Source organism: Streptomyces sp. AC602_WCS936 (assembly GCF_019049125.1).
Classification (GTDB): domain Bacteria; phylum Actinomycetota; class Actinomycetes; order Streptomycetales; family Streptomycetaceae; genus Streptomyces.
The window spans coordinates 67,509-83,230 of record NZ_JAGMUF010000008.1; the positions used below are offsets into that span (position 1 = coordinate 67,509).

At 71.4% G+C, this 15,722-nt stretch carries 16 protein-coding genes; 5 read left to right on the forward strand and 11 right to left on the reverse strand.

Annotated features, from left to right (window positions below):
* Positions 1 to 47: 47 nt before the first annotated feature.
* Positions 48 to 1,256 carry a nucleotide sugar dehydrogenase gene (locus tag KUM03_RS02975; protein WP_217245435.1) on the forward strand — a complete coding sequence of 403 codons (1,209 nt, stop codon included), beginning with the start codon at positions 48 to 50 and terminating at the stop codon, positions 1,254 to 1,256.
* A gap of 90 nt (positions 1,257 to 1,346) precedes the next feature.
* On the opposite strand, the gene KUM03_RS02980 is transcribed toward KUM03_RS02975, so the two are convergent.
* The 4 genes from KUM03_RS02980 to KUM03_RS02995 form a co-directional block, all read right to left on the reverse strand.
* Complete coding sequence (locus KUM03_RS02980; protein ID WP_073724972.1) at positions 1,347 to 2,471, reverse strand: GuaB3 family IMP dehydrogenase-related protein; 1,125 nt, start codon at positions 2,469 to 2,471, stop codon at positions 1,347 to 1,349.
* A gap of 115 nt (positions 2,472 to 2,586) precedes the next feature.
* Positions 2,587 to 4,092 carry an IMP dehydrogenase gene (guaB, locus tag KUM03_RS02985; RefSeq protein ID WP_217245436.1) on the reverse strand — a complete coding sequence of 502 codons (1,506 nt, stop codon included), beginning with the start codon at positions 4,090 to 4,092 and terminating at the stop codon, positions 2,587 to 2,589.
* Between the two features lie 138 nt (positions 4,093 to 4,230).
* Positions 4,231 to 4,818: a sigma-70 family RNA polymerase sigma factor gene (locus KUM03_RS02990; protein WP_019329587.1), complete on the reverse strand. Its 588-nt coding sequence runs from the start codon at positions 4,816 to 4,818 to the stop codon at positions 4,231 to 4,233.
* 275 nt (positions 4,819 to 5,093) lie between these two features.
* Positions 5,094 to 5,705: a response regulator transcription factor gene (locus KUM03_RS02995; RefSeq protein ID WP_003948568.1), complete on the reverse strand. Its 612-nt coding sequence runs from the start codon at positions 5,703 to 5,705 to the stop codon at positions 5,094 to 5,096.
* 388 nt (positions 5,706 to 6,093) lie between these two features.
* On the opposite strand from KUM03_RS02995, the gene KUM03_RS03000 reads away from it, so the two are divergent.
* On the forward strand, positions 6,094 to 6,432 hold the full coding sequence (locus tag KUM03_RS03000; RefSeq protein ID WP_217245437.1) for a WhiB family transcriptional regulator: 339 nt from the start codon (positions 6,094 to 6,096) through the stop codon (positions 6,430 to 6,432).
* A gap of 50 nt (positions 6,433 to 6,482) precedes the next feature.
* Here the strand turns inward: KUM03_RS03000 and KUM03_RS03005 are convergent, their stop codons facing one another.
* On the reverse strand, positions 6,483 to 7,433 hold the full coding sequence (locus KUM03_RS03005; protein ID WP_217245438.1) for a LysR family transcriptional regulator: 951 nt from the start codon (positions 7,431 to 7,433) through the stop codon (positions 6,483 to 6,485).
* Between the two features lie 81 nt (positions 7,434 to 7,514).
* Between KUM03_RS03005 and KUM03_RS03010 the strand changes: the two genes are divergently transcribed.
* The 3 genes from KUM03_RS03010 to KUM03_RS03020 all read left to right on the forward strand — a co-directional run bounded on the left by KUM03_RS03010 (position 7,515) and on the right by KUM03_RS03020 (position 10,592).
* A complete protein-coding gene (locus tag KUM03_RS03010) occupies positions 7,515 to 8,183 on the forward strand; it encodes an MOSC domain-containing protein (RefSeq protein ID WP_217245439.1) in 669 nt (222 codons plus the stop codon).
* A 97-nt stretch (positions 8,184 to 8,280) separates the two neighbouring features.
* Positions 8,281 to 9,054: an SDR family oxidoreductase gene (locus KUM03_RS03015; RefSeq protein WP_217245440.1), complete on the forward strand. Its 774-nt coding sequence runs from the start codon at positions 8,281 to 8,283 to the stop codon at positions 9,052 to 9,054.
* A 590-nt stretch (positions 9,055 to 9,644) separates the two neighbouring features.
* Complete coding sequence (locus KUM03_RS03020; RefSeq protein ID WP_308406240.1) at positions 9,645 to 10,592, forward strand: hypothetical protein; 948 nt, start codon at positions 9,645 to 9,647, stop codon at positions 10,590 to 10,592.
* 95 nt (positions 10,593 to 10,687) lie between these two features.
* Here the strand turns inward: KUM03_RS03020 and KUM03_RS03025 are convergent, their stop codons facing one another.
* The 6 genes from KUM03_RS03025 to KUM03_RS03050 all read right to left on the reverse strand — a co-directional run bounded on the left by KUM03_RS03025 (position 10,688) and on the right by KUM03_RS03050 (position 15,672).
* Entirely contained in the window at positions 10,688 to 11,188 is a 501-nt protein-coding gene (locus KUM03_RS03025) for a hypothetical protein (protein ID WP_217245442.1), read from the reverse strand.
* Between the two features lie 76 nt (positions 11,189 to 11,264).
* The gene (locus KUM03_RS03030) at positions 11,265 to 11,576 is read right to left on the reverse strand and encodes a cold-shock protein (protein ID WP_217245443.1); all 312 of its coding nucleotides are present in this window, start codon (positions 11,574 to 11,576) and stop codon (positions 11,265 to 11,267) included.
* 149 nt (positions 11,577 to 11,725) lie between these two features.
* A complete protein-coding gene (gene groL / locus KUM03_RS03035) occupies positions 11,726 to 13,351 on the reverse strand; it encodes a chaperonin GroEL (protein ID WP_073724986.1) in 1,626 nt (541 codons plus the stop codon).
* 119 nt (positions 13,352 to 13,470) lie between these two features.
* On the reverse strand, positions 13,471 to 13,779 hold the full coding sequence (groES, locus tag KUM03_RS03040; protein ID WP_019329594.1) for a co-chaperone GroES: 309 nt from the start codon (positions 13,777 to 13,779) through the stop codon (positions 13,471 to 13,473).
* A 286-nt stretch (positions 13,780 to 14,065) separates the two neighbouring features.
* Complete coding sequence (locus tag KUM03_RS03045) at positions 14,066 to 14,806, reverse strand: polysaccharide deacetylase family protein (RefSeq protein WP_217245444.1); 741 nt, start codon at positions 14,804 to 14,806, stop codon at positions 14,066 to 14,068.
* Positions 14,803 to 15,672 (reverse strand): polysaccharide deacetylase family protein, encoded by an 870-nt coding sequence (locus KUM03_RS03050; protein WP_217245445.1) that lies wholly within the window; start codon positions 15,670 to 15,672, stop codon positions 14,803 to 14,805. The genes KUM03_RS03045 and KUM03_RS03050 overlap by 4 nt, the downstream gene beginning before the upstream one ends.
* Positions 15,673 to 15,722 lie beyond the last annotated feature (50 nt).

Here is a 15,722-nt window from a genome sequence, read left to right on the forward strand (position 1 = left end):
CTTGCGCACCTGTCCCGCTTCGGCTACTGGGAAGGACGGCTTACGCCATGCCCGCAGACCTCGCCGTCATCGGACTCGGCCCGTACGGCCTGCCCCTGGCCCAGGCCGCCGTCACCGCAGGCATCCCCACCCTCGGCTACCGCACCGGCCCCGAGGCCGACCCGCTCACGCCCGCCGAGGTCCGCCGGATGCTCGCGACGGGCTTCCGCACTCCCGCCACACCGGCCGAGCTGGGCCGGGTCCGCACCGCCGTCATCTGCGCGCCCACCCCGCCCTCCCCGGACGGCGGCCTGGACCTCACCCAGGTGGAGGCCGCCGCCCGCACCCTCGCCGCGCACATGCGCCCGCACACCACGGTCATCCTGGAGTCGCCGGTGCGGCCGGGGACGACGGAGGACTTCCTGCGGCCGCTCCTGGAGCAGGGCTCCGGACTGCGCGCCGGCCGCGACTTCCACCTCGCCTACTCCCCCAGCCGCGTCGACCCCGGCAACCGCGAGCACACCCCGGCCAACACCCCGAAGGTCATCGGCGGCCTCACCCCCGCCTGCACCGAGTCCGCCGCCACCTTCTACGGCCGCCTCACCGACAAGGTGGTCCGCGCGCGCGGCCCGCGCGAGGCGGAGACGGTGCAGCTCCTGGAGACCAACTTCCGGCACGTCAACATCGCCCTCGTCAACGAGATGGCCGTCCTCTGCGACGACCTCGGCGTCGACCTGTGGGACGTGCTGCGCTGCGCGGAGACCAAGCCGTTCGGTTTCCACGCCTTCCGCCCCGGCCCCGGCGTCGGCGGCCACTCCGTCCCCCAGGACCTGACCGGCCGGGCCCCGCACAGCCTGCGCATGGTGGAACTGGCCCAGCAGGTCAACGGCCAGATGCCCCGCTACGTCGTCCAGCGCGCCGCCGCCCTCCTCAACGAGCACGGCAAGTCCGCGCGCGGCGCCCGCGTCCTCCTCCTCGGCGTCACCTACAAGGCCGACCTCGCCGACCAGCAGGCCGCCCCGGCCGAGGAGATCGCGACCCGCCTGATGTCGATGGGCGCCGCCGTCAGCTACCACGACCCGCACATCCCGTCCTGGAACGTCGCCGACCGCCCCGTCCCCCGCGCCGACTCCCTCTACGAGGCCGCCGCCGACGCCGACCTGACGATCCTCCTCCAGCAGCACCGGACGTACGACCTCCAGGGCCTGTCGGTGAAGGCCCAGCTTCTGTTGGACACGCGGGGGGCGACGCCCACGGGGGCGGCGCACCGGCTCTGACCGGCGCCCGGACGCGCCGAGGGGCCCGGACACACGCCGAGGGGGCCCGGAGCGATTGCTCCGGGCCCCCTCGGTACTGCGTACGGGTGACTACCGCCGGTGCTGCGAGTCCGCCACCGTCACCTCGACGCGCTGGAACTCCTTCAGCTCGCTGTAGCCGGTGGTGGCCATCGCGCGGCGCAGGGCGCCGAAGAAGTTCATCGAGCCGTCGGGGGTGTGGGACGGGCCGGTGAGGATCTCCTCGATGGTGCCGACCGTGCCGAGGTCGACCTTCTTGCCGCGGGGCAGCTCCTCGTTGACGGCCTCCATGCCCCAGTGGTTGCCCTTGCCCGGCGCGTCGGTGGCGCGGGCCAGCGGGGAGCCCATCATCACGGAGTCGGCGCCGCAGGCGATGGCCTTGGGCAGGTCGCCGGACCAGCCGACGCCGCCGTCGGCGATGACGTGCACGTACCGGCCGCCGGACTCGTCCATGTAGTCGCGGCGTGCGGCGGCCACGTCGGCGACCGCCGTCGCCATGGGGACCTGGATGCCCAGCACGTTGCGCGTGGTGTGGGCGGCGCCGCCGCCGAAGCCGACGAGGACGCCCGCCGCGCCGGTGCGCATCAGGTGCAGGGCGGCGGTGTAGGTGGCGCAGCCGCCGACGATCACCGGGACGTCCAGCTCGTAGATGAACTGCTTCAGGTTCAGCGGCTCGTGCGAACCGGAGACGTGCTCCGCCGAGACGGTGGTGCCGCGGATGACGAAGATGTCGACGCCCGCGTCCACGACGGCCTTGGAGAACTGGGCGGTGCGCTGCGGGGAGAGCGCGGCGGCGGTGACGACACCGGAGTCGCGCACCTCCTTGATGCGCTGCCCGATCAGCTCCTCCTTGATCGGAGCGGCGTAGATCTCCTGGAGGCGGCGGGTCGCGGTCTCCGGGTCGAGGCCGGCGATCTCGTCGAGCAGCGGCTGCGGGTCCTCGTGCCGGGTCCAGAGCCCTTCCAGGTTGAGGACGCCGAGGCCGCCGAGCTCGCCGATGCGGATGGCGGTGGCCGGGGAGACGACCGAGTCCATGGGAGCGGCCAGGAACGGCAGCTCGAAGCGGTAGGCGTCGATCTGCCAGGCGATCGAGACCTCCTTCGGGTCCCGCGTACGGCGGCTGGGGACGACGGCGATGTCGTCGAAGGCGTACGCCCGGCGGCCGCGCTTGCCGCGCCCGATCTCGATCTCAGTCACGTCTGTGGCCTTTCCCTGATGCGTTGCAGCGCCTTCCAGTATCCCCGACGGGCACGGCGGGGCACCGCAGAGGGCGGCCCCGGATGGTCCGGGACCGCCCTCGGAAGGCTGCCGCTTACTTGCTGCGGCTGTAGTTCGGTGCCTCGACCGTCATCTGGATGTCGTGCGGGTGGCTCTCCTTGAGGCCCGCGGAGGTGATCCGCACGAAGCGGCCCTTCGACTCCATCTCCTCGATGGTGGCGGCGCCCACGTACCCCATGGTCTGGCGCAGGCCGCCGACGAGCTGGTGCAGCACGTTGGCCAGCGGGCCGCGGTAGGGCACCTGGCCCTCGATGCCCTCGGGCACGAGCTTGTCGTCGGAGGCGACCTCGGCCTGGAAGTACCGGTCCTTCGAGAACGACCTGCCCTGGCCGCGGGACTGCATGGCGCCCAGCGAGCCCATGCCGCGGTACGACTTGAACTGCTTGCCGTTGATGAACTGCAGCTCGCCCGGCGACTCCTCGCAGCCCGCGAGGAGGCTGCCCAGCATCACCGTGTCGGCGCCGGCGGCCAGCGCCTTGCCGATGTCGCCCGAGTACTGCAGGCCGCCGTCACCGATCAGCGGGACGCCCGCGGCGCGGGCCGCCAGGGACGCCTCGTAGATGGCGGTGACCTGCGGGACGCCGATGCCGGCGACGACGCGGGTGGTGCAGATGGAGCCGGGGCCGACACCGACCTTGATGCCGTCGACGCCCGCGTCGATCAGGGCCTGGGCGCCGTCGCGGGTGGCGACGTTGCCGCCGATCACGTCCACGCCGACGCTGGACTTGATCTTCGCCATCCAGCTCAGGGCGTTGCTGTTGTGGCCGTGCGAGGTGTCGACGACCAGGAAGTCCACGCCGGCCGCGGCCAGGGCCTGGGCGCGCTCCAGGGCTTCGGGGCTGGCGCCGACGGCGGCGCCGACCAGCAGCCGGCCCTCCGCGTCCTTGGCGGCGTGGGGGTACTGCTCGGCCTTGACGAAGTCCTTGACCGTGATCAGGCCCTTGAGGACACCGGCGTCGTCGACCAGCGGAAGCTTCTCGATCTTGTGGCGGCGCAGCAGCTCCATGGCGTCCACGCCGGAGATGCCGACCTTGCCGGTGACCAGCGGCATCGGCGTCATGACCTCGCGCACCTCGCGGGTGCGGTCGGACTCGAAGGCCATGTCGCGGTTGGTGACGATGCCGAGCAGCTTGCCGGCCGGGTCGGTGACCGGGACGCCGCTGATGCGGAACTTGGCGCACAGGGCGTCGGCCTCGGCCAGCGTGGCCTCGGGGTGGACCGTGATCGGGTCGGTCACCATGCCGGACTCGGAGCGCTTGACCAGGTCGACCTGGTTGACCTGGTCCTCGACCGACAGGTTGCGGTGGAGCACGCCGACGCCGCCCTGCCGGGCCATGGCGATGGCCATGCGGGACTCGGTCACCTTGTCCATCGCCGCCGAGAGCAGCGGGATGTTCACCCGGACGTTGCGGGAGATGCGGGACGAGGTGTCGACCGCGTTGGGGAGCACCTCGGATGCACCCGGCAGCAGCAGCACGTCGTCGTAGGTCAGCCCGAGTGTCGCGAATTTGTCGGGCACTCCGTCGACGTTGGCAGTCATGACACCTTCCCCAATGGCCTTGCTCGGTGCGGATGTCCATGCTAACGGGAAGCGGAGGTGTCTCATTCCACGATCAAGCATCCCACCGGCGTTCATATCTTCCTACGACCAGAACGCGCCGCCCGTTCATCCCCGGCGCTACTGCTCCGCCAGGGCCCGCAGTCGGCTCAGCGCCCGGTGCTGGGCGACCCGGACGGCGCCGGGTGACATTCCCAACATCTGGCCCGTCTCCTCGGCCGTGAGCCCCACCGCGATGCGGAGCAGGAGCAGCTCGCGCTGGTTCTCCGGCAGGTTGGCCAGCAGTTTCTTGGCCCAGGCGGCGTCGCTGTTGAGCAGCGCGCGCTCCTCGGGGCCGAGGGAGTCGTCGGGGCGTTCGGGCATCTCGTCGGACGGGACGGCCGTCGAGCCCGGGTGCCGCATCGCGGCGCGCTGGAGGTCGGCGACCTTGTGGGCGGCGATGGCGAAGACGAACGCCTCGAAGGGGCGACCGGTGTCCTTGTAGCGGGGCAGGGCAAGCAGCACCGCGACGCAGACCTCCTGGGCGAGGTCCTCGACGAAGTGCCGGGCGTCGCCGGGCAGGCGGGACAGCCGCGTGCGGCAGTAGCGCAGCGCCAAGGGGTGGACATGGGCGAGCAGGTCGTGCGTGGCCTGCTCGTCCCCGTCGACGGCGCGGTGCACGAGCCCGCCGACCGTCCCTTGATCAGGGGCCGCCTCGTCGTCACGCATCGGTCCATGGTGCCTTGCGGCCGTCCGATCCGTGGCTTCGTGCCCGTTGTTGTGCACCGAAGCGTTATGAGCAGGTGCGCCGGCACTCATCCCCTGCGCCCTCCCCTTCCGCTCGACCGACTCGTCCCCGAGGAACTCCACACCTCAAGGATGCGTCATCCGCGCCGAAACGAGCAGCGGGCACCCGGCGGGTCGCCTTGTCACCCCCGCTCACCTCGCGATAAGCGGGGATCGCCGCTCCCCCGACGGGCCCTCTCGGACTCCGTCGCACGGCCTTAGCGGACCAGGCCCCACCGGAAACCGAGCGCCACCGCGTGTGCCCGGTCCGAGGCGCCGAGCTTCTTGAAGAGCCGCCGGGCGTGGGTCTTGACGGTGTCCTCGGAGAGGAACAGCTCGCGGCCGATCTCCGCGTTGGAGCGGCCGTGGCTCATGCCCTCCAGCACCTGGATCTCACGCGCGGTGAGGGTGGGCGCGGCGCCCATCTCGGCCGAGCGCAGCCGCCGCGGTGCGAGCCGCCAGGTCGGGTCGGCGAGGGCCTGCGTGACCGTGGCGCGCAGCTCGGCGCGCGAGGCGTCCTTGTGCAGGTAGCCGCGGGCACCGGCGGCGACCGCGAGGGCCACGCCGTCCAGGTCCTCGGCGACGGTGAGCATGATGATGCGCGCGCCGGGGTCGGCGGACAGCAGCCGCCGGACGGTCTCGACGCCGCCCAGGCCGGGCATGCGCACGTCCATCAGAATCAGGTCCGAGCGGTCGGCACCCCAGCGGCGGAGGACTTCCTCGCCGTTGGCGGCCGTCGTCACGCGCTCGACGCCGGGCACGGTCGCGACCGCGCGGCGGAGCGCCTCTCGGGCAAGCGGGGAGTCGTCGCAGACGAGGACGGAAGTCATGGCCGTCCTCCGCAGCTGATGCGCGTCACGTTGAGCCTCCAGGCTGGTACGAAATCGTCACCTGTGCGGTCGACCGTCCCGGACGCCCGCCCGAGCACTTGTTCCTTCAACCGCCTCCGCACTCTCAACGACGGTCACTCGAAAGAGTTACGGGGCTGTGTGTCGTCTTCGGCACTCTACGTGAGGGGGCGGCCACGCAGCAGACATGCGCGTCGGACCCGCCCCGTTTCATCACATCCCATGCCCCATTTAGCCGCTTTTCTTCCACTTCGCTGGTGTCTGCGGCTAGATTCGCAATGAGTCATATTTTCATCTCCTTAGATCGTAGTTGTACGGTTGCGGACGCTGTATCCCGCATCTACCCATATCGGCTACAAGGGGTCACGCAATGGCAGATTTCTCCCGCCTTCCAGGACCGAACGCGGACCTGTGGGACTGGCAGCTCCTGGCTGCGTGCCGCGGGGTGGACAGCTCGCTCTTCTTCCACCCGGAGGGCGAACGGGGAGCGGCGCGGAGTGCTCGCGAGAACTCGGCCAAGGAGGTCTGCATGAGGTGCCCGGTCCGCGCCGAGTGCGCGGCGCACGCGCTGGCGGTGCGCGAGCCGTACGGCGTGTGGGGCGGACTGACGGAGGACGAGCGCGAGGAGCTCATGGGTCGGGCCCGTCACCGCCTGGTGGCGGCGACGGCATCGGCGTCGGTCGGCGGGGAGGCGGCCGCGCACCACTGAAGGAACGTTTCTCTACGAGGGCGGGCGCGCAGGCGAGGTGCGTGCCGCTCTCAGCGCGCCGCCGACTGGCGTGCCCCCGCCCGCGCCAGTTCGTCGAGCGTCGCCGTCACCGCGGGCACCTGCGCCAGGTCGGGCAGGGTGAGCGCGACGATCTCCCGCCGCACCGCCGGCTCCAGCGTCACCGTGCGCGCACCCCGGGGCCGTACGGACTCGACGGCGAGCTGGGGCAGCACGGCCACGCCCAGACCGGCCCCGACCAGTCCGACGACCGCCGGGTAGTCGTCGGTGGCGAAGTCGATGCGGGGCGTGAAACCGGCCCCCTCGCAGACCTCGACCAGTTGGCCCCGGCAGCGCGGGCAGCCCGCGATCCAGGGCTCCCGGGCCAGCTCCCCGATGGCCACCGAGCCGGTGGGTTCCGAGCCGGTGGGTTCCGAACCGGCGGCTCCGGTCCGCGCGAGCCGGTGGCCCTCCGGCACCAGCGCCACCAGCCGGTCGGTCAGCAGCGGCCGTACGACCAGGTCGTCCCACTCCTCCGCGCCCGCCGCCCCCTCGTAGCGGAAGGCCAGCGCCACGTCGCAGTCGCCCTCGCGCAGCAGCTCGACGGACCTCGGCGGCTCGGCCTCCTCCAGGGAGACCCGGGTGCCGGGGTGCGCGGCGCGCAGTGCGGCCAGCGCCGTCGGTACGAGGGTGGAGCTGCCGCTGGGGAAGGAGACCAGGCGGACCCGTCCGGCGCGCAGCCCGGCGATGGCGGCGACCTCCTCCTCGGCGGCGGTCAGCCCGGCGATGATCCCGGCGGCGTGCCGCACCAGCGCCTCTCCGGCCTGGGTCAGCCGCATCTCGCGGCCGGTGCGGACGAGCAGCGGGGTGCCGACGGAAGCCTCCAGGGCCTTCATCTGCTGGCTGACGGCGGGCTGGGTGCAGCCCAGCTCGCGCCCGGCGGCGGAGAAGGAACCGGTCGATGCCACGGCGCGCAGCACGCGGAGATGACGAGCCTCGATCACACCACCGAGAATAAGCGACCCTTTGACCGAACGGCGAATAATGCGTCGACGCTTTGATGACGGCTGTCCTACCGTTCGGCCATGAAGCTTCTCTCTGTCAATCTGGGCCGCGCGAAGGCCGTGCCGTACACGGACCAGCCCGAGGGCGTCACCGGCATCGACAAGCGGCCGGCGGACGGGGCCGTACGGGTGACCGCGCCCGGACCGAAGGGCGTCGGGGCGAGCGGGCTGGCCGGGGACACGGTCTGCGACACCCGGTACCACGGCGGCACCGACCAGGCGGTCTACGCGGTGGCGCGCGAGGACCTGGACGACTGGGAGCGCGAGCTGGGCCGCCCGTTGCCGAACGGCTCCTTCGGCGAGAATCTCACCACGACGGGCGTGGACGTCTGTGGCGCCCGGATCGGCGAGCGCTGGCGCGTCGGCCCCGACCTGGTCCTGGAGGTCACCTCCGGCCGCATCCCCTGCCGCACCTTCCAGGGCCACCTGGGCGAGGAGCGGTGGGTGAGGCGCTTCACGGAGAAGGGGGCGCCGGGCGCGTACCTGCGGGTGATCGAGCCCGGGGAGATACGGGAGGGCGACCCGGTCGAGGTCGTCCACCGGCCCGGCCACGAGGTGACCGTGGCCCTGCAGTTCCGGGCGGTGACGACCGAGCGGGAGCTGCTGCCCCGGCTGCTCGCGGCGGGCGGGGCGCTGCACCCGGAGGCGCTGGCGACGGCGCGGAAGTACGTGGCGGGGCGCTCCTCCTGATCCCCTCTCACCAGGTACTGGTCACCGGTTCCTCACGATCGGACATCACGATGTGAGCGAAGCGGACGCGTCCGGTCCGGCCCCATAACCTTGCGCCATGACAACGGCATTGATTACGGGATCGACGGCGGGTATCGGCGCCGCGTTCGCGCGACGGCTGGCGGCCGACGGGCACGACCTGGTGCTGGTGGCCCGCGACACCGAGCGGCTGCGCGAACAGGCCACCGAGCTGCACGACCGGCACGGCATCGAGGCGGAGGTGCTGACGGCCGACCTGGCGACGGACGCCGGCATCGACGCGGTGGCCGCCCGGCTGGGCGAGCGCAGGAACCCCGTCGACCTGCTGGTCAACAATGCCGGTTTCGGCAACAAGGGCCGCTTCCTCGACGTCTCCATGGGCGACGAGCTGACCATGCTCAAGGTGCACTGCGAGGCGGTGCTGCGGCTCACCTCGGCGGCGACGGAGGCGATGCGGGAGCGGGGCCGCGGCGGCGTCGTCAACGTGGCCTCGGTCGCCGCCTTCGTCCCGCGCGGCACCTACGGCGCCTCCAAGGCGTGGGTCGTGCAGTTCACGCAGGGCGTGGCGAAGGACCTGGCGGGCAGCGGGGTGCGCCTGATGGCCCTGTGCCCCGGCTTCGTGCGCACGGAGTTCCACGCGCGGGCGGGCATGGGCACGGACAACATCCCGGGCTGGATGTGGCTCGACGCGGACAAGGTCGTCGCGGCGGCACTGGGCGATCTGGCTCGCGGGAAGTCCCTGTCGATCCCCGACCCCCGCTACAAGGCCCTGATGGGCGCGGCGAAGCTGGTGCCGCGGGGGGTGCTGGGCGGGATCACGTCGCGGACGGGGCGGAAGTACGGGCCGCGGTAGGCCGCTCCATCTCAGCTCGAACGGGCGGCCAGGGCGCTCGGCACGGGTTGGCCCTGCACACAAGCTGACTGTCCGCCCAACGCCTCGGGCACCGGTTGCACCGTGACGGCGAGGCCGGTCAGGGCGTGTGATGCGGCTGGCCACGATACCGCTCACGCGGGACAGACCATCACCCGAACGTGTGGTCTATCCCGGTCCTTGCTCGGCGAGGCGCCCGTGCGTCTTAGCGTCGGATGGCTGCGCCCGCAGCGGGCGGGAGGTCGCAGGTATGGCGAGGGAGAGGGCGGCATCGCGTGAACGCGGGCACTGGTGACCGGGGCGAAGTGTTCGTCGACGGCACGGGCAGGGGGCGTACGGACAGGGTGAAAACGGGCCGGGGACCCATGACCGGGGGTGGGACGGTGCTGTTCTCCGACGCTCCCGGCGGTGGGAGCGGGGCGCCGGCACCGGCGGTCGCCCCGGCCCCGGGTCGCCCCGCCACCGGCACCGCCTCCGTACCGCACGCCCGCCCCGCCCCACGTCCGCGGCCCGAGGGTGTCCCGTCCAGGCCCCGGAAAGCGGGGCGGGGTGCGACGGTCGCACAGCGGATCGTGCCGGACGACCTCCAGCCCGAGGCGCTGCGCGTGGAGCTGACCGAACTGGGGGACGCGTTCCGGGCGTACCAGCGGCGGCCGCAACCGGACCTCGCCGTCCTCGCCGAACTCCACGACCGCAAGGCCCGCGCCTTCGCCCTGTGGGCAGACGTCACCGGTGACGCGTCCCTGCGTGAGGAGGCGGAACGGGCCGCGGTGGCCGCGCGGACCACCCGGGAGATGGACGCCAACCGGCACGGTGTCCCGGTGGGCGGGGACGGACCGGCGGTCGAGCGGTTGCTGACCCGGGGTCAGGGTGTCCACGCCCGCAATGTGCTGGAGCACGTCCGCGCCGACTCCCCGCTCCCCGACGCCGAGGCGCGGCTCGCGGTGCTGATGCTCACCCTGCGGGCCGCTCGCGCCGGTACCGGGAACGTCACGGGGCAGGATCTCAGCGGCTGGCTGTCGTCGGACGCCGAGCGGGTGCTCCAGGAGCTGGTCGACGTGGGCTGGCTGCTGCTGCCGGAGGACGTCACCGCCGACGACGCGCTGATGTCCCGGCCCGAGGAGCCCACCCAGGTCACGGTGCCCACGCTGATTCCCTCCCAGCCCCGCCCGTTCTTCTTCGGCAAGGTCACCCGGGCGCGGCTGTCGGGGTGGGCACAGAAGGTGGTGGGCGACCGGAAGCTGCGGAAGAAGAAGGCCGGGCCCGCCACGCGGCTCCTCGCCGTGTACACCGCCGCCCACAGCCGTCCCGACGGGCGCCTCGGAGGTGGCGGCGAGGAGGGTGACGGGCTCGCTCTGGACGTGGTCGCCTCCTTCTGCGGCCTGCGGCCCGAGGACGTCGCCGAGCACGTCGGGCTGCTGGCCGCCGCAGGCTGGCTGGCGGAGGAGGCCGACACGGCCGGGGGCCGGCTGCGCGGGCGGCTCGCCGAGCGCGTACTGCCGCTGAGCGGGCTGCTGTGACGGTTCCTCGGTGACGCGGCGCCTCTGTGCAGCGGCCGTGGCAGCCGTCAGCCGGTTCTCCGCGCCCCTGCACATGCGGAGAACCGGCCCACGCGTCAGGAGTCGTAGGCGATGTCGAGATCGCTCGCGTAAGCAGTGCTCTCCGCGGCGGCGGATACCTCGTCCCGTGCCCCGGCGGACTTGCTGATTCCGTCGAACAGCGAGTAGTTGAACCGGAAGCCGAGATTGGCGGTCCCCGTCTTACCGCCCACCTTCACTCGGAAGGTGCAGTTCCCGTAGAGCGTGTAGTTCTTGTTGCGCCGGTTGCCGGGGACGGACGAGTGCCAGAAGTAGTCGACGGCCACGTTGGTGTGCTTGTCGTGGTACGGCAGCTGCATGTGCCCTGCCGTGCACGTCATCCTCCCCGTGGCAATGGCTCGGACCTTCGGTGAGGTACGGAAGGACCACGCCATGTGGGCGGACTTGCCGACGGTGCCGGCCATGTTCACCTGTCCGGTGAACGTTCCGTTGGAGTCCGTCCGCTTGTAGGACGGGGCGGACATCTTGAAGGTGTGCTTGGCCTGGGTGACCCCCGCTTCGGCCGGCACGGCACCCACGGCGAGAACGGCGGCAGAAACCACCCGCCCGCCGGGCGCGGATGAAAGGACCGATTCGGCGGTGGCCGACGCGCGGTCAGGAATCGAAGTCGATGTCCAGGCCCGACGAATAGCCCGGCCCGCTCTCCTCGTCCGGACGGCGGTGCGTGGCGGTCTTCGGCCAGACGCACACGGCGCGCCAGTGGTACTCGTCCTGCTCGGCCGGTTCGGCCGTGAACACGACGCACTGGCCTGCGGTCAGTTCGCGGAAACCCTCGGCCTCGACGACCGAGAAGTGCGCCCACACCCGTTCCGTAAGGGCATCGGACGCGAGTACGCCCCAGCCCTCTTCGCTGTGCCACTCCAGCACACGGCCGGTGAACACGTCGCCGGGCGGGTTCTCGGGCATTCTTCTTCCCCCTTGCTCACTGGCGCATCACCGTTCGGCACACGCTGTGGTCAGCAGCGTTCAACCGAATCGATCATGACGCTAACAGACGCACCAACGAAGAAGCCCGGCACCCTGGTGGGCGCCGGGCTCTTCTACGAGCGTGTCGCTCAGTGGGCGTGGCCGTGGCCGTGGCCCGCGGCGGCCGGCTCTTCCTCTTCCTTCTTCTCGACGACCAGGGTCTCGGTCGTCAGGAGGAGGGAGGCGATGGAGGCGGCGTTCTCCAGGGCGGAGCGGGTGACCTTGACCGGGTCGATGACGCCGGCCTTGACCAGGTCGCCGTACTCGCCGGTGGCGGCGTTGAAGCCCTGGCCCTTGTCGAGCTCGGCGACCTTGGAGGTGATGACGTAGCCCTCCAGGCCGGCGTTCTCGGCGATCCAGCGCAGCGGCTCGACGGCGGCCTTGCGGACGACCGCGACACCGGTGGCCTCGTCGCCGGTCTTGCCGAGGTTGCCCTCGAGGACCTTGACGGCGTGGACCAGCGCGGAGCCGCCACCGGAGACGATGCCCTCCTCGACCGCGGCGCGGGTCGCGGAGATGGCGTCCTCCAGACGGTGCTTGCGCTCCTTCAGCTCCACCTCGGTGGCGGCGCCGACCTTGATCACGCACACGCCGCCGGCCAGCTTCGCGAGGCGCTCCTGGAGCTTCTCGCGGTCCCAGTCGGAGTCGGTGGACTCGATCTCGGCCTTGATCTGGTTGACGCGGCCCTCGACCTCGTCGCGCTTGCCGGCACCGTCGACGATCGTGGTGTCGTCCTTGGTGACGGTGATGCGGCGGGCGGTGCCGAGCACCTCGAGGCCGACCTGGTCGAGCTTGAGGCCGACCTCCTCGGAGATGACGGTGGCGCCGGTGAGAACGGCCATGTCCTGCAGCATCGCCTTGCGGCGGTCGCCGAAGCCGGGGGCCTTGACGGCCACCGCGTTGAAGGTGCCGCGGATCTTGTTGACGACCAGGGTCGACAGGGCCTCGCCCTCGACGTCCTCGGCGATGATCAGCAGCGGCTTGGAGGAGTTGGTCTGGATGACCTTCTCCAGCAGCGGCAGCAGGTCGGTGATGGAGGAGATCTTGCCCTGGTTGATGAGGACGTACGGGTCCTCCAGGACGGCCTCCATGCGCTCCTGGTCCGTCACGAAGTACGGCGACAGGTAACCCTTGTCGAAGGCCATGCCCTCGGTGAAGTCCAGCTCCAGACCGAAGGTGTTGGACTCCTCGACGGTGATGACACCGTCCTTGCCGACCTTGTCCATCGCCTCGGCGATCAGCTCGCCGACCTGCTGGTCCTGGGCGGACAGCGCGGCCACGGCGGCGATGTCGGACTTCTCGTCGATCGGGCGGGCGGTGGCGAGGAGGTCCTCGGACACGGCGGCGACGGCCGCGTCGATGCCCTTCTTCAGCAGCGCCGGGGAAGCACCGGCGGCGACGTTCTTCAGGCCCTCGCGGACCAGCGCCTGGGCCAGGACGGTGGCGGTGGTGGTGCCGTCACCCGCGATGTCGTTGGTCTTGGTCGCCACCTCCTTCACCAGCTGGGCGCCGAGGTTCTCGTAGGCGTCCTCGATCTCGACCTCACGGGCGATGGTGACGCCGTCGTTGGTGATGGTCGGGGCGCCGAACTTCTTGTCGATGACGACGTTGCGGCCCTTGGGACCGATCGTCACCTTCACCGTGTCGGCGAGCTTGTTGACGCCGCGCTCGAGGGCGCGACGGGCGTCCTCGTCGAACTTCAGGATCTTCGCCATGGGAGCGTGAGCCCTCTTCCGGAAATCTTGGGGTTATACGGCACTGCGCCCCGGGCGCCCGGCTTTTTTATGGTCGCGGGAGCCAGGGGCGCAGCTGAACTGCTGGGTGCTTCGGTGAATTACTTCTCGACGATCGCGAGCACGTCGCGAGCCGAGAGGACGAGGTACTCCTCGCCGTTGTACTTCACCTCGGTGCCGCCGTACTTGCTGTAGAGCACGACGTCGCCGACGCTGACGTCGAGCGGAAGACGGTTGCCGTCCTCGAAGCGGCCCGGGCCCACGGCCAGGACGACGCCCTCCTGGGGCTTCTCCTTGGCGGTGTCCGGAATGACCAGGCCCGAAGCCGTGGTCTGCTCGGCGTCGAGCGGCTGGACCACGATGCGGTCCTCGAGCGGCTTGATGGCAACCTTGGAGCTGGCGGTCGTCACGATCCGACCTCCCCCTTCGGAGATCTCACGGGGTTAACTGTCTGAGGTGGCGACCAGGTCGATCCGTCGTCGCGGGTGCCGGACCTGCCCGTCGCTGTGTTGGCACTCTCCTAGGGGGAGTGCCAGAGCCGAGACTATGACTGCGGTTAGCACTCGGTCAAGCGGAGTGCCAATGCCGGCGGCGCGTCGGCGGGGAAATCGGCCTGGACGGCCTCGTCCTCGAGCGCCGGACGGGCTGGAAATGCCGGCCGGTGCAAGAGATGCCACCCCACGCCGAACATCCCCCTCAGAGGTAGTCCCCCAGATCCGCCACCCTCAGCCCCTGCTCCTCGATCGTCTCCAGCAGGGCCTCCGTGCGGGCGCTCAGGCCCGTGCCCGTCGGGTGGTCCGGGGTGACGGCCACGACGTCGCCGGGGTGCAGACGGTGTTCGCCGCGGGTGTACGTGAGGTCGCCGTCGGCGTTCAGGGCCACCCGCCACAGGACGACGGCCGTGATGCCGCAGTCGGCGGCGGCGCGCAGGGTCGTGGTGTCGTACCTGCCGTAGGGCGGGCGGAACAGGTGGGGGCGGACGCCGAAGCGGGAGCGGAGCTTGGTCTGCTGGCCGCAGATCTCCGCGCGCTGGCCGGCGTAGGGCAGGCCGCGCAGGGAGCGGTGGTCGAGAGTGTGGTTCTGCAGGCTCGCGCCGACCGAGCGCAACCGGGCGAAGTGGCCGTACGCGGGTCCGGCGACGGTGTCGGTGAGGAAGAGCGTGACCGGGAGCCGGTGTTCGCGGACCGTGTCGGCGAAGTGCGGGTCGCGCTCGGCGCTGTCGTCGAAGGTCAGGAAGACGACCGGGTCGGTGGTGCGGACGTGGTCCACGACGGGCGGCAGGCGCTGTCCCCGGTCGCCGCCCTGGGCGCCTGGCTCCGCGCCCGCCGGGGGCTCCGCGCCCGCCGGGGGCTGCGCGGGGCCGGCGAACTGGGCGCAGCCGGTGAGCAGCAGGGCGGCCAGGGCGGCCCCGGCCGGCCGCAGCCGCCCGCGCCTCACAGGTAGTCCTCCAGCCGGGCCACGGCGTATCCCTCGGCGGTGACCTTGTCGAGGAACTCGCGGACCATGTCGCGCATGGTGCCGTCCCAGTCGCCCTCGCCCCGGAAGTGGGTGAGAACGATGTCGCCGGGGTGGATCTTCCGGTCCCACTCGCGGTAGTCCCAGTGGTCGGCGAAGACCTCCTCGTTCCAGATGGGGGCGTACTCGATGCCGCAGGCCTTGGCGGCACGCAGGGTGTCGCGGTTGTAGTTGCCGTAGGGCGGGCGGAAGAGGGTGGGGCGCTTGCCGTAGCGCTTCTCGATCACGTCCTGCATGCCGCAGATCTCGCGCTTCTGCTCGGCGTAGGACAGGGCGGGCAGGTAGGGGTGGTTCAGGGTGTGGTTGTTGAGGGTGACGCCGCGGTCCTGCATCTTCTTGAAGTAGCCGTAGTCCTCCTTGACCAGGTAGTCGCTGAGGAAGGCGGTGTACGGGATCTTCAGCTCGCTCATCATCCGCAGGAACGCCGGGTCCTTCTCGGCGCCGTCGTCGATGGTGAGGAAGACGATCTTCTCCTTGGTGGGGATCGAGGTGAAGACCGGCGGGAGGTTCTCCTGCCCGTCCACCTCGAAGCCCTTGCGGGCCTTGATCTCCGGCTTCTTCGCGGGGGGCGGCGGGGCGGTCAGCGGGACCTTCTTCAGCTTCCAGCGCTTGGCGGCGGCGACCCGGGCGGCGTGCGCCGCGCTCAGCTTGGACGCGTAGGCGTCCAGCGCGCGGGCCGGGGGCGCCTGGAGGGGCTGCTGGCCGGAGGCGCCGCGTACCTCGGAGGCGTCCTGCGCACAGCCGGAGGCGAGGGCGGCGACGGCGAGGGCCGCCGCGCCGGCGCGCATCCGGAGCCTCGCGGACGGCGCCCGATACGCCCTGAACACCCGGCTCTTGT